Consider the following 15,358-nt stretch of genomic DNA (forward strand, 5'->3'; position numbering starts at 1 on the left):
CCTGCATCACATTTTTTTCAATTGAAGCGAACTTTCTCTGATTCTCCCTGTCTGAACTTGTGCGCTTAGGAAGGGCCGGAAAAGAAGAACGATAACCTGATGGGGGTTTTACGGCTCTGATGAGCGACCAGAATCTACTGGACGAACAGCTGGTTGAACGGGTCCAGCGCGGCGATAAAGCAGCATTCAACCTGTTGGTAAAAAAATACCAGCATAAGGTGGTCAACCTGGTGGCCAGGTATGTCAATAATCCCGGTGATGTGCCCGACGTGGCGCAAGAGGCCTTTATAAAAGCCTACCGGGCATTGCCGACATTCCGTGGCGAAAGTGCTTTTTACACCTGGTTGTACCGTATTGCCGTGAACACGGCGAAGAATTATCTGACCTCCCAGGGGCGCAGGCCGCCCAGCAGTGATGTGGAGGCTGACGACGCAGAGTCTTATGGTGGTGGTGAAGCCTTGCAAGAGGTGGCTACCCCTGAAAACCTGGCGCTGACCGACGAGATCCAGCGCACAGTGTTTGCCGCTATCGAGGCGTTGCCGGAAGACCTGAGGACAGCGATCACCCTTCGTGAGTTGGAAGGGTTGAGCTATGAAGAGATTGCCGAAATCATGGATTGCCCTGTGGGTACGGTCAGATCCCGTATCTTCCGGGCGAGGGACGCAATCGATAAAAAGCTGAAACCTCTGATCGAGAATTAACTGGGGAAAGACGGGTTAACTTATGGCAAATAAAGAGCAAATCTCTGCCCTGATGGATGGTGAACTGAGTGATGCCGAGGTGTTGAACGAGTTGGAGATGGATTCCGACTTGCAAGATACCTGGGGTCGTTACCACCTGATAGGCAATGCCATGCGGGGTGACCTGTCGGTCAATCTGCAACTGGATCTCAGCGCCAGCATCATGGCTGCGCTGGAAGATGAGCCTACCATACTGGCACCCAAGCCGGTTGAGGTTACGCCTGTGCTGCAACCGGTCGTTGCGCCGGTCAAGACAGATTCCAATGTGATACCGCTGTTCCGCCGGGTCGGTCAGCAGCTGGGCCAATATGCCATTGCTGCCTCCGTTGCCGCCGCCGTTATCTTCGGGGTGCAGCAGTATCAGGGGCAAGATGGTCTACCAACCAATCCGGTCCTGAATACTATTCCTGTTGGTGGTAGTGCCTCCCCTGTGAGCGTTCACTATCCGCAACAGGATGGCACTCGTGCCCGTCAGCAAGGGCTGACCGAGCAGCAGATGCAGGATCAGCGGGAGCGCGTCAATGCCTTCCTGCGTGACCACCAGTTGCAGCAACGCCTGTTGCAAGACAGACAGATTCAACAATAACGTATTGTCAGGGATCAAATCGTGCGCCAGTCCAGCCGTATTTTGCTGGCCTCTCTCTTGCTGATCAGTGCCAAGGCCTCGGCCGACGATAAGTCGGCCGAGGCCTTGTTGCAGCAGATGCAGAGTGCCGTGCAGCAGCAAAACTTTGAGTTATCCATGGTCAAGGCCCGTCAGGGGCGTCTTGAACCGATCCGCATCAGCCATGCGGTGATCGATGGCCAGGAAGTCGCCCATCTCAGTTACCTCGATGGCAAGGCGATCGAATATCTGCAACGTCAGGATGAATACACCTTTTTTGAGAACAGCCACGAGCCTTACACCCTGAAAGATGCCCGTTTTCCCGGTGTCTGGTCGACTCTGGTGAAGATGCCCATCGCGCGGGTGCTGGAGAGTTATGATCCGGTGCTGGCTGGCCGTAGTCGCGTTGCCGGTGTGGTGGCGCAGGTGGTCAGACTGGTGCCCAAAGAGGCAGACAAGTACGGCTTTGTGCTGTGGATTGATGAGCAGAGCAATCTGTTGCTGCGGGTCGACATGGTGGAGCGGGAAGGCAATCTGGTGGAGCAGGTGTTGGGGGTTGAGCTGGCGTTGCAGAGCAAACCCGCCCCCTGGTTGGTGACCCTGGCCAAGAGCAAACAGCCTGCCGCCTTAGCGCTGGAAGATGCCTATCCTGCCCCCCAGCAAGCCCTGAACTGGCAGATTTCCTGGCTGCCAGATGGCTTCAAGATCCTGTCGCAAGACCGCCATCAGCTGGTGACCACCAGTATGCCGGTGGATTACATGATGCTATCCGACGGGCTGGTGGATTTGTCGGTCTATGTCTCCCGGGTTGACCCTAAGCAGGCGGTGCGTCAGCAGCTGATCCGCCAGGGCGCAACCTCTCTGGTGAGCTATGTCAACGAGGTGGGGGTCGAGATCACAGTTGTGGGTGAAGTACCAGCCGAGACCGCCAAGCGAATTGCCGAGTCGGTCCAGCCGCTGGCCCGTAACGAAGCAATCCCCTGATGGGCGATGACTGGAACATCCGGCTTGCCGAGCGCGGCGTGTTTTCTTCAGGTATCTTTATGCTTTTTCAGATCCCTTTGTTGAACCCGAGGTCTTGCCGTGAATGAGATGAGTGAAGAGTTGGCGACCGTGGTGGCCATCGAGGGAGACCATGTCTGGGTAGAGTGCGAGCGGCGCTCTGCCTGCAGTGGTTGCCAGCAACAGTCCAACTGCGGCACTGGCACAGTGGCCAAGGCATTTCCTCTCAAGGCACAACGTTTGCGGGTCAAAATGACCACCGAGGTAGGGGTCGGCCAGCAAATTCGGCTGGGTATCCCGCAGCAGAGCCTGCTGCGTGGTGCCGCCCTGGTCTACGTCTTGCCGCTGTTTTGCATGCTGGCTGGCGCCCTGTTGGGGCAGCTCTGGTTGGCACCGCTGCTCCAGGGCGGGGAGGGAGTTACCATTCTCTGCTGCCTGTTGGGGGGCGGACTGGGTTTTTTACTGGTTCGTTACTTTTCCAACCGCCTCGATCAGGGCTGCTACGGCCCGCAGATGCTTGGCGTGGTGGTTCCTGTCCATATCCTCTCCTGACCGAACACGCGCTATTTCACGGGTGCTGGCGACTAAAGAATGGCCGTCAGCCGGGTTATCCAGTAAAATCGCGCCTCCATAACTGACCTTAACTAATTTTGAGTGACTCTTGCTCGATGAAACACATTCGTAACTTTTCGATTATTGCGCACATCGACCACGGTAAATCGACCCTGTCGGACCGTCTGATCCAGACTTGCGGTGGCTTGTCCTCCCGCGAGATGCAGGCTCAGGTGCTTGACTCCATGGACCTGGAGCGCGAGCGCGGCATTACCATCAAAGCACAGAGTGTGACCCTGAACTACCAGGCACAAGACGGTAACACCTATCAGCTGAACTTTATCGACACCCCGGGCCACGTAGATTTCTCCTACGAAGTCTCCCGCTCGCTGGCGGCCTGTGAAGGGGCGCTGCTGGTGGTGGATGCCGGTCAGGGGGTTGAGGCACAGACTCTGGCCAACTGCTACACCGCCATGGAAATGGCGTTGGAAGTGGTGCCGGTGCTGAACAAGATTGACTTGCCTGCGGCCGAGCCGGAGCGGGTTGCGGAAGAGATCGAAGATATCGTCGGTATCGATGCGATCGATGCGGTGCGTTGTTCTGCCAAAACCGGTCTCGGTGTTGACCTGGTGCTGGAAGAGATCGTTGCGCGTATCCCGCCACCGGAAGGTGATCCGGATGCCCCGCTGCAGGCACTGATCATCGACTCCTGGTTCGACTCCTATCTGGGGGTTGTGTCTCTGGTGCGGGTCAAGAACGGCTCGCTCAAGAAGAACGACAAGATCAAAGTGATGACTACCGGCCAGGTATGGGGTGTCGATCGTATCGGTATTTTCACCCCCAAGCAGGTGGATACTCAAGGACTGGGTTGTGGCGAGGTAGGTTGGGTTGTCTGTGGTATCAAAGACATCCATGGCGCGCCGGTGGGCGATACCCTGACGCAAGCCAAGAACGGTGCAGACAAGCCACTGGCGGGTTTCAAGAAGGTCAAGCCGCAGGTTTATGCCGGTCTGTTCCCCATCTCCAGCGATGACTACGAGTCGTTCCGTGACGCCCTCGACAAGCTCTCCCTGAACGATGCCTCCCTGTTCTTCGAGCCGGAGAGCTCCACAGCGCTGGGCTTTGGCTTCCGTTGCGGCTTCCTCGGTATGCTGCACATGGAGATCATCCAGGAGCGTCTGGAGCGGGAATACGATCTGGATCTGATCACCACTGCGCCGACCGTGGTTTACCAGATTGAGTTGAATAATGGCGAGACTATCCACATCGATAGCCCGTCAGCGATGCCGCCGGTTAACAACATCAAAGAGATGCGTGAGCCGATCGCCGAGTGCAACATCCTGCTGCCGCAAGAGTACATGGGTAACGTCATTACCCTCTGTATCGAGAAGCGGGGCGTGCAGACCAACATGGTCTACCACGGCAATCAGGTTGCATTGACCTATGAAATCCCGATGGCAGAAGTGGTGCTCGACTTCTTCGACCGCCTGAAATCCACCAGCCGTGGCTACGCCTCGCTGGATTATGGCTTCAAGCGTTTCGAAACCTCCGAGATGGTTCGTCTGGACATCATGATCAACGGTGAGCGGGTTGACGCGCTGGCCATCATCACCCACAAGGAGAACGCTCAGTATCGCGGTCGCCAGGTGGTTGAGAAGATGCGTGAGCTGATCCCCCGTCAGATGTTTGATATCGCCATTCAGGCATCCATCGGCAACCAGATCATCGCGCGCAGCACCGTCAAGGCACTGCGTAAGGACGTAACCGCCAAATGCTACGGTGGTGACGTGAGCCGGAAGAAGAAACTGCTGAACAAGCAGAAAGAAGGTAAGAAGCGGATGAAGTCTGTTGGCCGTGTAGACGTGCCACAGGAAGCCTTCCTCGCGATTCTCCATGTCGGAAAGGACTAAAAATAGATGGCAAGCACGTTTTCCCTGATCCTGGTGGTGGTCTGTGTGATCACCGGTTTTATCTGGTGTCTGGACAAGATGATCTGGTCCAAACAGCGAGCCGCCAAGATTGCCGTGGCCCGTGCCCATGGTGGCGCTCATCTGGATGAGAGAACGCTGGCCAAGGTTGCCCCCGTGCCGGTCTGGATTGAGCAGACCGCCGGGATCTTCCCGGTGATCACTTTTGTGCTGATCCTGCGTTCGTTCATCTTTGAACCGTTCCAGATCCCGTCAGGTTCCATGATGCCCACCTTGCTGGTGGGCGACTTTATCCTGGTGGAAAAGTTTGCCTATGGCCTGCGGGATCCGGTGACCAACACCAAATTCCTCGAAACTGGCGAGCCGGTGCGTGGCGATGTGGTGGTGTTCAAGTATCCCCTTGAGCCGCGCGTTGACTACATCAAGCGGGTGGTTGGCATGCCGGGTGATCGGATCATCTATCGAAACAAAGAGCTGATGATCCGGCCGCGCTGTGCTGAAGCAGGTGGCGAGGAGCAGGAAGGGAAAACGTGCCCGGGCTTTACCAAGCTCGACATCAAGTTTGAACAAAGAGGCGAATTTACCCAGATGGGGATCCCCCTTGACCGCTATACCGAGCAGTTGGGTGATGTTTCTCACGAGACCCTGCGCAACCCGCTGATGCCGGATCTGGTTGGTCGTTACTATCGCCAGCCCGGCACTTATCCTGATGAGTGGGTGGTACCGGAAGGGCAGTACTTCGTGATGGGCGATAACCGTGACAACAGCACCGACAGCCGTTTCTGGGGCTTTGTGCCCGAGCAGAATCTGGTCGGCAAGGCGGTCGCTATCTGGATAAGTTTTGAATTTGAGCGCGAAGAAGGCTCCCTGCTGCCAAGTTGGGTACCGACAGGGGTGCGCTTCAACCGCATTGGCGGAATCAAGTAAATGAATATCAAGATGAACAGACTGCAGTCCCGTCTCGGGCATGTCTTTCAGGATCAAGAGTTGCTGACCCGCGCATTGACACATCGCAGCGCCGGTTCTCGTCACAACGAGCGACTGGAATTTCTGGGTGACTCCATTTTGAGCCTGGTGATTGCTGATGCGCTGTTCCACCGCTTCCCGCAAGCGGCAGAAGGGGATCTCAGCCGCATGCGTGCCACTCTGGTACGTGAAAAAACCCTGGCCGAACTGGGCCGGGAGTTTGACCTCGGGGATCATCTGATCCTCGGGCCAGGTGAACTCAAGAGCGGTGGTTTTCGCCGTGAATCCATTCTGGCCGACACGGTCGAGGCGGTGATCGGCGCCGTCTATCTGGATACGGATCTTGAGGTGGTGCGGACACTGCTGCTGAGCTGGTACGCCAGCCGTCTGGACGAGATCAAGCCAGGTATCGAGCAGAAAGATCCCAAGACCCGTCTGCAAGAAATTTTGCAGGGAACCCGCAAATCCCTGCCGACCTACACAGTGACTAACGTCAAGGGTGAGGCCCACAACCAGGAGTTCACCGTCCAGTGTGACGTGGAAGGTCTGGATGGTCCGCTCAAAGGGGTTGGCACCAGCCGCCGCAAGGCCGAGCAGGCCGCGGCGCAGCAAGCGCTGGACAAATTGTCATGACAGGTACGTCTGATTCAAAAAGGCGCTGTCTTTTAACACCACAAGCTTTGGAACAACTGTCATGACAGATACTACCTACTGCGGCTTTGTCGCCATCGTGGGCCGCCCTAACGTGGGCAAGTCCACCCTGCTCAACAAGCTGCTTGGCCAGAAGGTCAGCATTACTTCGAAAAAACCCCAGACCACCCGTCACCGGATTTTGGGGATCGATACCGACGAGAACTATCAGACCATCTTTGTTGATACTCCGGGTCTGCATATCGAAGAGAAGCGGGCCATCAACCGTTTGATGAACCGTGCCGCCACCAGTTCGCTGGGAGATGTGGCCATGGTGGTATTCATGGTTGACGGTACCCACTGGACCAAGGATGACGAGATGGTGCTTGGCAAGTTGCGCCACTTGCCTTGTCCCGTGGTGCTGGCGGTCAACAAGGTCGACAACGTCAAAGAGAAAGAAGACTTGCTGCCCCACCTCGAGTGGCTGGGTCAGCAGATGAATTTCTCCCACATCCTGCCCATCAGTGCCGAGAAGGGCACCAACGTGGAGAAGATCCGAGAGTGGGCCAAGGATCTACTGCCGGAAAACAACCACTTCTTCCCGGAAGATTACGTGACCGACCGTTCGTCACGCTTCATGGCCTCCGAAATCATCCGTGAGAAGCTGATGCGTTTCACCGGTGAGGAGCTGCCCTACTCGGTGACGGTGGAGATCGAACGCTTCAAGGTGGAAGAGAACGGCCTCTACCACATCCACGGCCTGATCCTGGTGGAGCGCGATGGCCAGAAGAAGATGGTCATCGGTAACAAGGGCGAGAAGATCAAGACCATAGGTACCGAAGCGCGCCTCGACATGGAACGGCTGTTCCAGAACAAGGTGCACCTCGAGCTGTGGGTCAAGGTCAAGTCTGGCTGGGCTGATGACGAGCGCGCCCTGCGGAGTCTCGGCTACGGTGACGATTAAGTGGCGTTGATGGATTGCTGAGCCCGGCTTTCGTCATCCACAGTCGGCCCTATCGGGAGACCAGCCAGCTGGTCGAAGTATTCACCCAGGATAGTGGCCGATTTACCCTGGTGGCTCGCGGTTCTCGCGGGCCACGCTCCCCCCTCAAGGGGCTGCTGCAACCCTTTACCCTGCTCACCATCGCCTGGCGCGGCAAGGGGGATCTCAAGAACCTCACCCAGGTCGAATGCCCGGATCACTCCCTGCGACTCGGTGGCGACCGCCTCTTCTACGGCCTCTATCTCAACGAGCTGGTCTATTACCTGCTGGAAGCGCACACCCCGTTCCCCGAAGTGTTCGATGCCTATGCCCGTGCCATCATGGCGCTGGCCGATGGCGAGACCCCGGAACTGCCGCTGCGCCGCTTCGAGTTTCTGCTGCTGCAGGCGCTGGGCTATGCGGTGGATTTCGAATACACGGCGGACGATGAGTCGCCCATCGAGCCGACCCTGCTCTATGGCTTCGAGCGTGAATTGGGCTTTGTCGCTTGCGAGCGGGCGCCGGATCCCCGTACCCTGTTTCTCGGTGCCCACCTGCTGGCCTTTGCCGAGGGGCGTTTCGATACTCCGCCCTTGCTGCAGGCGGCCAAACGTTTCAGCCGACTGGCGCTGCAACCCTATCTGGGCAAGCGCCAGCTAAAGAGCCGGGAGCTGTTTTTAAAACGCCGCAATAGCTTGGGTTAACCGCTCTGCGGCGTTACCCGACACGGTAAGAATCTTACCTACGTCCGATTAGGCTGCGCTAATCGAACCTACGAGCTGATATACGGATATTCGCGCGGTAGCCGCGCAGTCAACAGATGAAGAGTTTCAAGGAGTTCTCAATGAGTGAAATCTATCTGGGTGTGAACATCGACCATATCGCCACCCTGCGCAACGCCCGTGGCACCCAGTATCCGGATCCGGTACAGGCCGCCTTCGTGGCCGAGCAGGCTGGTGCCGATGGCATCACTGTGCATTTGCGTGAAGATCGCCGCCACATCACCGACCGCGACGTGGAGATCCTGCGCCAGACTATCCAGACCAGAATGAACCTGGAGATGGCGGTCACCGAAGAGATGATCGGCATCGCCTGCCGCATCAAGCCCCACTTCGTCTGTCTGGTGCCGGAGAAGCGCACCGAAGTGACCACCGAGGGCGGCCTGGATGTGGCTGGCCAGCTGGCCAAGGTGACTGACGCCGTTGCCCGTCTCTCTGCCGTGGGTGCCCAGGTATCGCTCTTTATCGATGCCGATCCCCTCCAGATCGATGCGGCTGCCGAAAGCGGCGCACCCTTTATCGAGATCCACACCGGCCGTTACGCTGACGCCACCACTGATGCCGAGCGCAACGCCGAGTTCAAGCGCATCGCCGCGGGAGCCTCCTATGCCGCTGGCAAAGGCTTGAAGGTCAATGCCGGTCACGGCCTGCACTACCACAACGTCAAGGCCATCGCCGCCATCCCCGAGCTCTATGAGCTCAACATTGGCCACGCCATCATCGGCCGCGCCGCCTTCGACGGTCTGGCCAAGGCGGTGAGCGACATGCGCCTGCTGATGCAGGAAGCCCGTCAGGGGATCTGATCCGCTAGACAGGCCGCGGCCTGAGACCGGCTGCTAGAAATAACAAGGGACGCCACGGCGTCCCTTGTTATTTTTGGGCCTGTGCAAGCGTGGGCAATGGGCTGGCGGCCACCGCGCTGTAATAACCCAGCACAATCGGCTATAAGCAGTTGATGTCAAAAGGGTTACACTGGTTGGCCCTGTGAGCTGGACGAGATTGTTATGGAGCACCCCCTGTACCACCCCGATATCACCGACCTTGAACCTGTCGCGCGTGCGGCGGGGGCGGCCATCATGGCGATCTATAGCGAGCCCTTTGCGGTGGAGTACAAGAGCGACGAGAGTCCGCTCACCGCTGCCGACAAGGGGGCTCATGAGGTGATTGTGCAGGGGTTGGCGCGACTGACCCCAGACATCCCCGTATTGTCAGAGGAGTCGGGCCCCGAGGTGATGGCGGCCCGTCACGGCTGGTCACGCTACTGGCTGGTGGACCCACTCGATGGCACCAAGGAGTTTGTCTCTCGCAATGGTGAGTTCACCGTCAATATCGCGCTGATTGAAGAGGGGGCACCGCGTTGGGGACTGGTCTATGCGCCGGTGCTGGACCAGCTCTGGTATGGCGGCAAGGGGCTCGGGGCCTGGCGCATTGCCGATGGCAAGCGAGAGTCCATCCAGACCCAGCCTCATCGGGAAGGAGAGGCGTGGCGGGTAGTGGGCAGTCGTAACCACCTGTCGCAGGAGACTCTCGATTATCTGGCCCGTTTTGGTGATATGGGGCGGGGCGAGATTGAGTTGGTCTCCATGGGCAGCTCCCTCAAATTCTGCATCATCGCCGAGGGGGGCGCCGAGCTCTATCCGCGCCTTGCGCCGACCTGTGAGTGGGATACCGGCGCGGCGCAGGCTGTGCTGGAGGGGGCGGGTGGCTGCGTCACCCAACTCGATGGCTCACCCCTTGCCTACAACAAGCCCGACATCCTCAACCCCTGGTTTGTTGCCAGGGCGTGACCTTGCTGGTGCGCTGAGCATCGCCCAATAAAAAGAGGCCGGAGCGGGTTGCACACCCACTCCGGCCTCTTTGCATCTGACGCAGTCTTAAAAGACTTTCTTGAACGGCTTGATGGTGACCTTGGCGTAAACACCGGCGGTCACATAAGGGTCGGCATCGGCCCAGGTTTTGGCTTCCGCCTGCGAGGCAAATTCGGCGATGACGGTGCTGCCGGTAAAGCCCGCATCGGCGGGATCCTCGGCCTCGATAGCCGGGTTGGGGCCTGCGGTCAGCAGGCGACCTTCATCCTGCAGCGCTTGCAGCCGGGCCAAGTGGGCAGGACGAACCTGCTTGCGCAGTGGCAGGCTATTGGGGACATCTTCGGAGTAGATGAGATACCACATGAGAGGATCCTTTTCTGATGAGGGTTATTTTTTCAGCTCGTTCTTTTGCTCGGCGGGGATGTGGCGGTAGAGATAGACGCCACTGAGCAGGGTAAAGACCAGCGTCATCCCCAGCAAGCCAAACACCTTGAAGTTGACCCACATCTCTTGCGGCAGGCTAAATGCCACGTAGAGGTTGAGCAGGCCACAGACGGTAAAGAAGCCGACCCAGCCGAGGTTGACCTTGTCCCAGACTGCATCGGGGGCTTGCAGCTCTTTGGCCAGCATCTGTTTGATCAGGTTCTTGCCAAAGCCATAGCGGCTGATCAGCAGGCCCAGCGCGAACAGCACATTGATGATGGTCACTTTCCACTTGATGAAGGTGTCATCGTGGAAGAACACGGTGAGGCCGCCGAAGAAGCCGACCAAGATGAAGGTGAACAGCTGCATCTTCTCGACCTTGCGATAGCGCACCCAGCTGTAGAGAAGTTGTAGACCGGTCACCACCACCAGTGCGCCAGTGGCCATATAGATGTCGTAAAATTTATAGACCGCGAAGAAAACGATAAGTGGAATAAATTCAATAAATTGCTTCATGTTTGGCGCATAGCCCTCAGAAATAGACCGCAAAATTTTGTCCAGTTTACCTGCAAGGTAAACAACGGCAAATGAATAAGACCGCCCAATTTACGTCCAGTTCCCTGGCGCGGCGCTAGCCAAATAGCTGGCGGGCAAGGGGCTCGCCCAGCCGTTTTTGATCCGCCAGCAGCTCGCGGATGTGGTGCTCTTCGATAAGCGGGTTGAGCAGCACAGCCCGCAGCAGGGTGAGCGGCTGGGCGCCGTAGCGCACCACGGCGCGCTGGGTGCGGGAGACAAAGCTGTGCCCCTCGGCCCGCTGGGCTTTTTGCAGGGTCACGTTGAAGTCGTTGATCTGTGCATTGGCCGCTTCGTCCAGCGGTTTGCCCTGCAGGTGGGGCGGGATGCAGCGGTAGGAGAGCAGGTTCATCACCGGTGCCGACATCAACTCGAAGGCGGGGTCGCTTTCGATGAGCTCGGCCATCAGTCGGGCGCGGTCGTAGTTGGCCTCGATGAGGTGGGCGTAACCCTGCTGGCCAAACAGCTGGAAGGCGGCATCCAGATAAAGGGCGTTGGCCGGGCGGGTACCCTCCAGCGTGAAGCGCCCCTGATCGAACGAGGTGGCGCGAATAGCGTAGGGGGCTTCGCGCTTGACCGCCATCATCAGGTCGGGCTGGCGGCAGAGCAGCATGCCGGTACCGAGCGGCACCAGCAGTTGCTTGTGACCATCCAGCGTGACGGTATCGGCCCGCTCGATCCCTGCCAGCAAGTTTTGATAGCGGGGGGAGAAGAGGGTCGGGCCGCCCCAGGCGGCGTCCACATGAAAATGGATCTGCTCGCGCTCGGCGATGGCCGCCAGCTCCGGCAGCTGATCGATGGAGCCAAAGTCGGTGCTGCCCGCCACGCCAACCAGCGCCAGCACTTTGAGCTTCTGTTCTTTGCACTGGAGCAGCGCCTGCTCCAGCGCAGCCAGACTGAGCCGGTTCTGCTCGTCGGTCTCAAGGCGCCAGACGCTGCGGGCGCCCAGTCCCAGCAGATCCATCCCCTTGTCGAAGGAGTAGTGCATCAGCCGGGAGCCCAGAATGACGGCGCCGCGATAGCCCTGCTCATAGAGGGCGAACAGATTGTCGCCGCAGGCGCGGTTGCGGGCCAGCCACAGCGCCGTGACGTTGGCGATGGTGCCACCGCTGGTCATTACGCCGAGGGCGGCATCCTTGGCATGCATCTGCTCGCCGTAGAAGGCATCGTCCTTGCCATAGATGAGGCGGTGCAGCTTGGCCAGCACCTCCCGCTCCAGAAAGCTGAGCAGGCGGGAGGACTCCATCTTCATCGGATTCTGGTTCAGCATCACCAGCAGACGCGACAGCTCGGCGGTATAGGCTGGCAGTGGCGCTGTCATATGGCCCATGTAGCGTGGCGAGGTGAGGTGAGAGGCACCGGGCACCAGGGTGGCCAGCCGTGCCAGATAGTGCTCGATGGAGAGGCCGACCGCAGGCATGCGGGATTGATCGAGCTGGTGGGTGAACTGGTCGTGCTGGTAGGGGGCCTGACTGTCATCCGAGTGGTGAAAATGTGCCAGCATAGCGCTCATTGCGTCGCCAAAGGCGGCATCCGGTTGTGTAAACAGCTCAGTCAACTTCATCAGGTTCTCCAGACCAGGTCACCGGGTAGGTGTCTATGCCACTTGTCTCGGGCATCGGCGGCAGAGCATACACCAAAGGTTGGCAGGTGGCAGCCACCCCATTTTTTAAGCGAACACTTGTACTCTGAAATGGTGCTGGGTAGAGTGAGCCCATTAAAGCTGGAGTAAACGATATGAGTGGCGTGACAGATTATTCTCCCCGTGAAGAGTTAGCCAACCGGCTCAGCCACGGATTGGGATTGTTGCTGGGGGGTATCGGCCTGGTGCTGTTGCTCATCAAGGGCTGGGGGCAGGGCACGCAGGCGCTGGTGAGTTACAGCCTCTATGGCGGTAGTCTGGTGCTGCTCTATCTGGCATCGACCCTCTATCACAGCATGGCTGAAGGGCGGGCCAGACGCTGGTGCAAGGTGTTTGATCACTGCGCCATCTATCTGCTGATTGCCGGTACTTACACCCCCTTCCTGCTGGTGGCCCTCGATACGCCGCTGGCGAAAGGGTTGATGGTGGTGATCTGGGGCCTGGCGCTGGCCGGGGTGGTGTTCAAGCTGGTGTTCATCAACCGCTTCAAGAAGTTGTCGCTGTTTACCTACCTGATGCTGGGCTGGCTGTCACTGGTGGTGATCTACCAGCTCTACATCCATCTGGCCGGGGAGGGGTTGCTGCTGCTCGGACTCGGCGGCCTGATCTACAGCCTCGGGGTCATTTTCTATGTGGCCAAGCAGATCCCCTACAACCACGCTATCTGGCACCTTTTTGTGTTGGGCGGCAGTGTTTGTCACTTTATGGCCATTTATGGCTATGTCGCTTGAGTAGCCCTTAATTGGTATTTTTAGCGCGTAAAAAGGATAAATTCGTGCGGTATCACACAGTTGGCGTCAGCGTTTGCTGACAAGCTAGGGACAGTTCAATTCGCAAAGGATGCACGAAATGAGTGATATCGCGCTTTCCATCAGCATGTTGTCGCTGGTGGCAGTGCTAGGGCTCTGGCTGGGAAACTGGCGAGTCTATGGCGTTGGTCTGGGGATAGGGGGAGTGCTGTTCGGCGGCATCATAGTGGGTCATTTCGCTGGTGCTTCCAATCTCGCACTGGATGCACAAACCCTTCACTTCATTCAAGAATTTGGTTTGATCCTGTTTGTCTATACCATCGGTATTCAGGTCGGGCCGGGCTTCTTCGCGTCATTGCGCAGTTCGGGTCTCAAACTCAATGCCTTTGCCGCCCTGCTGGTTATCCTTGGCTGCGTGGTGGCCGCCGGATTGCATCAGCTGTTCGATGTGCCGTTGCCGGTCATTCTGGGGGTCTTCTCCGGTGCCGTTACCAATACGCCATCCCTCGGTGCGGGCCAGCAGATCCTGGCCGAGCTGGGCGCTGCGCCCGGTTCGACCGGCCTGATGGGGATGGGCTATGCGGTCGCCTATCCATTCGGCATCTGTGGCATTTTGCTCACCATGTGGCTGGTTCGGGTGTTCTTTCGCATCAAGATCGACGATGAAGCCGCCCAGTTCGAGCAACAGACTGGTAAAACCAAGGAGAGTTTGCAGACCATCAACATCGCGGTGCGCAACCCCAATATGCACGGCTTGATGTTGAGCGAGATCCCGAGTCTCGATGAGTCGGATGTGATCTGCTCTCGCCTCAAGCGGGGTGAGGAGCTGATGGTGCCGCGGCCTGATTCCCGCATCGAGCTGGGTGACTTGCTCCACCTGGTGGGTGAACGCCATGCGCTGCATAAGGTGTTGCTGGTGTTGGGGGAGGAAGTGGAGACCTCGCTCTCGACCCGGGGCACCGATCTGCGTGTCGAGCGGGTAGTGGTGACCAACGAGCAGGTTCTGGGCAAGAAGATCCGCGATCTTGACATCAAACAGCGCTATGACGTGGTGATCTCCCGTCTTAACCGCGCCGGTATCGAGTTGGTGCCAACCAGCCAGACCAGTTTGCAGTTTGGTGACATCCTTAATCTGGTGGGACGCCTGGAGGCGATCGAGGCGGTTACTAATGTGGTCGGCAACGTGCAGCAAAAACTGCAACAGGTGCAGATGTTGCCGGTATTTATCGGGATTGGCCTCGGTGTGCTGCTCGGCTCCATCCCCTTCTATCTGCCCGGTTTCCCGGCTGCCCTCAAATTGGGTCTGGCGGGGGGGCCGCTGGTGGTGGCGCTGATCCTGTCGCGGATCGGCAGCATCGGCAAGCTCTACTGGTTCATGCCCCCCAGTGCCAACCTGGCGCTGCGGGAGATCGGTATCGTGCTGTTTCTGGCCGTGGTGGGCTTCAAGTCGGGGGCCGGTTTTATCGATACCCTGATCAACGGTGATGGCCCGGCCTGGATGCTCTACGGCATAGCGATCACCCTGATCCCGCTGCTGGTGGTCGGTGTGCTGGCACGCCTCTACGGCAAGATGAATTACCTCACCTTGTGCGGCTTGCTGGCAGGCTCCATGACTGATCCTCCCGCGCTGGCCTTTGCCAACGCCATGCACCCGACCAGTGGTGCCAGTGCACTTTCATACGCCACTGTCTACCCGCTGGTGATGTTCCTGCGGATTATCTCGCCACAGCTGCTGGCTATTATCCTCTGGGCTGGCGCCTAGGGTTAATCTAAACAGGAGCATGCCTTGTCATGCTCCTGTCACTGTTTTGTAATGTATTGATAAATTAGGTTTTTACCCTTCCGACCTTGCCATTTCATACCCTCCTGCCTGGCTGAAAGATTCAGCTTCAAATCAGTCTATCCTTTCGAATTTTCGAGCTGGTTATTTGCTCCATCTGTATGCACAGTAGGCTGTGGCTTATTGCATTCAAATCAGGA

Annotated in this window: 16 protein-coding genes; 13 read left to right on the top strand and 3 right to left on the bottom strand. The window is 58.0% G+C overall.

Features of this window, described 5'->3' with window-relative positions:
* Nucleotides 1-119 precede the first annotated feature (119 nt).
* From rpoE to cysQ, 11 genes are all read left to right on the top strand, one after another.
* On the top strand, nt 120-701 hold the full coding sequence (gene rpoE, locus CK911_RS00670; RefSeq protein ID WP_042020941.1) for an RNA polymerase sigma factor RpoE: 582 nt from the start codon (nt 120-122) through the stop codon (nt 699-701).
* A gap of 22 nt (nt 702-723) precedes the next feature.
* Nucleotides 724-1,326 (top strand): sigma-E factor negative regulatory protein, encoded by a 603-nt coding sequence (locus CK911_RS00675; protein WP_098968643.1) that lies wholly within the window; start codon nt 724-726, stop codon nt 1,324-1,326.
* Between the two features lie 21 nt (nt 1,327-1,347).
* Nucleotides 1,348-2,328 (top strand): MucB/RseB C-terminal domain-containing protein, encoded by a 981-nt coding sequence (locus CK911_RS00680; protein ID WP_098968644.1) that lies wholly within the window; start codon nt 1,348-1,350, stop codon nt 2,326-2,328.
* Nucleotides 2,329-2,436: 108 nt separating this feature from the next.
* Nucleotides 2,437-2,898 carry a SoxR reducing system RseC family protein gene (locus tag CK911_RS00685; RefSeq protein ID WP_098968645.1) on the top strand — a complete coding sequence of 154 codons (462 nt, stop codon included), beginning with the start codon at nt 2,437-2,439 and terminating at the stop codon, nt 2,896-2,898.
* 116 nt (nt 2,899-3,014) lie between these two features.
* Nucleotides 3,015-4,808, top strand: a complete 1,794-nt coding sequence (lepA, locus tag CK911_RS00690; RefSeq protein WP_098968646.1) for a translation elongation factor 4 — start codon at nt 3,015-3,017, stop codon at nt 4,806-4,808.
* Between the two features lie 6 nt (nt 4,809-4,814).
* Nucleotides 4,815-5,753: a signal peptidase I gene (gene lepB, locus CK911_RS00695; RefSeq protein ID WP_098968647.1), complete on the top strand. Its 939-nt coding sequence runs from the start codon at nt 4,815-4,817 to the stop codon at nt 5,751-5,753.
* The gene (gene rnc / locus CK911_RS00700; RefSeq protein WP_042020934.1) at nt 5,754-6,425 is read left to right on the top strand and encodes a ribonuclease III; all 672 of its coding nucleotides are present in this window, start codon (nt 5,754-5,756) and stop codon (nt 6,423-6,425) included. It abuts the gene before it with no gap.
* 61 nt (nt 6,426-6,486) lie between these two features.
* Entirely contained in the window at nt 6,487-7,386 is a 900-nt protein-coding gene (gene era / locus CK911_RS00705) for a GTPase Era (protein WP_042020933.1), read from the top strand.
* 14 nt (nt 7,387-7,400) lie between these two features.
* Nucleotides 7,401-8,108: a DNA repair protein RecO gene (gene recO, locus CK911_RS00710; protein ID WP_033136291.1), complete on the top strand. Its 708-nt coding sequence runs from the start codon at nt 7,401-7,403 to the stop codon at nt 8,106-8,108.
* 140 nt (nt 8,109-8,248) lie between these two features.
* The gene (pdxJ, locus tag CK911_RS00715; protein WP_098968648.1) at nt 8,249-8,986 is read left to right on the top strand and encodes a pyridoxine 5'-phosphate synthase; all 738 of its coding nucleotides are present in this window, start codon (nt 8,249-8,251) and stop codon (nt 8,984-8,986) included.
* Between the two features lie 213 nt (nt 8,987-9,199).
* Nucleotides 9,200-9,970 carry a 3'(2'),5'-bisphosphate nucleotidase CysQ gene (cysQ, locus tag CK911_RS00720; protein WP_172954080.1) on the top strand — a complete coding sequence of 257 codons (771 nt, stop codon included), beginning with the start codon at nt 9,200-9,202 and terminating at the stop codon, nt 9,968-9,970.
* An 87-nt stretch (nt 9,971-10,057) separates the two neighbouring features.
* Here the strand turns inward: cysQ and CK911_RS00725 are convergent, their stop codons facing one another.
* From CK911_RS00725 to CK911_RS00735, 3 genes are all read right to left on the bottom strand, one after another.
* Entirely contained in the window at nt 10,058-10,354 is a 297-nt protein-coding gene (locus CK911_RS00725) for a YciI family protein (RefSeq protein ID WP_098968650.1), read from the bottom strand.
* Nucleotides 10,355-10,378: 24 nt separating this feature from the next.
* On the bottom strand, nt 10,379-10,930 hold the full coding sequence (locus CK911_RS00730) for a septation protein A (RefSeq protein WP_098968651.1): 552 nt from the start codon (nt 10,928-10,930) through the stop codon (nt 10,379-10,381).
* A gap of 115 nt (nt 10,931-11,045) precedes the next feature.
* Entirely contained in the window at nt 11,046-12,551 is a 1,506-nt protein-coding gene (locus CK911_RS00735; RefSeq protein ID WP_098968652.1) for a pyridoxal-dependent decarboxylase, read from the bottom strand.
* 173 nt (nt 12,552-12,724) lie between these two features.
* Here CK911_RS00735 and CK911_RS00740 point away from each other — a divergent pair, with 173 nt between their 5' ends.
* Nucleotides 12,725-13,360 (top strand): hemolysin III family protein, encoded by a 636-nt coding sequence (locus CK911_RS00740; RefSeq protein ID WP_042020911.1) that lies wholly within the window; start codon nt 12,725-12,727, stop codon nt 13,358-13,360.
* A gap of 118 nt (nt 13,361-13,478) precedes the next feature.
* A complete protein-coding gene (locus CK911_RS00745; RefSeq protein ID WP_042020909.1) occupies nt 13,479-15,140 on the top strand; it encodes a putative transporter in 1,662 nt (553 codons plus the stop codon).
* Nucleotides 15,141-15,358: the final 218 nt, after the last annotated feature.

The organism is Aeromonas sp. CU5, assembly GCF_002586745.1.
Classification (GTDB): Bacteria; Pseudomonadota; Gammaproteobacteria; order Enterobacterales; family Aeromonadaceae; genus Aeromonas; species Aeromonas sobria.

Excerpts from the sequence above, each read along its gene's own strand:
- rpoE (WP_042020941.1), top strand. The coding sequence starts at position 120 with ATGAGCGACCAGAATCTACTGGACGAACAGCTGGTTGAACGGGTCCAG.
- CK911_RS00675 (WP_098968643.1), top strand. The coding sequence starts at position 724 with ATGGCAAATAAAGAGCAAATCTCTGCCCTGATGGATGGTGAACTGAGT.
- CK911_RS00685 (WP_098968645.1), top strand. The coding sequence starts at position 2,437 with ATGAGTGAAGAGTTGGCGACCGTGGTGGCCATCGAGGGAGACCATGTC.
- lepA (WP_098968646.1), top strand. The coding sequence starts at position 3,015 with ATGAAACACATTCGTAACTTTTCGATTATTGCGCACATCGACCACGGT.
- lepB (WP_098968647.1), top strand. The coding sequence starts at position 4,815 with ATGGCAAGCACGTTTTCCCTGATCCTGGTGGTGGTCTGTGTGATCACC.
- rnc (WP_042020934.1), top strand. The coding sequence starts at position 5,754 with ATGAATATCAAGATGAACAGACTGCAGTCCCGTCTCGGGCATGTCTTT.
- era (WP_042020933.1), top strand. The coding sequence starts at position 6,487 with ATGACAGATACTACCTACTGCGGCTTTGTCGCCATCGTGGGCCGCCCT.
- pdxJ (WP_098968648.1), top strand. The coding sequence starts at position 8,249 with ATGAGTGAAATCTATCTGGGTGTGAACATCGACCATATCGCCACCCTG.
- CK911_RS00725 (WP_098968650.1), bottom strand. The coding sequence starts at position 10,354 with ATGTGGTATCTCATCTACTCCGAAGATGTCCCCAATAGCCTGCCACTG.
- CK911_RS00730 (WP_098968651.1), bottom strand. The coding sequence starts at position 10,930 with ATGAAGCAATTTATTGAATTTATTCCACTTATCGTTTTCTTCGCGGTC.
- CK911_RS00735 (WP_098968652.1), bottom strand. The coding sequence starts at position 12,551 with ATGAAGTTGACTGAGCTGTTTACACAACCGGATGCCGCCTTTGGCGAC.
- CK911_RS00740 (WP_042020911.1), top strand. The coding sequence starts at position 12,725 with ATGAGTGGCGTGACAGATTATTCTCCCCGTGAAGAGTTAGCCAACCGG.
- CK911_RS00745 (WP_042020909.1), top strand. The coding sequence starts at position 13,479 with ATGAGTGATATCGCGCTTTCCATCAGCATGTTGTCGCTGGTGGCAGTG.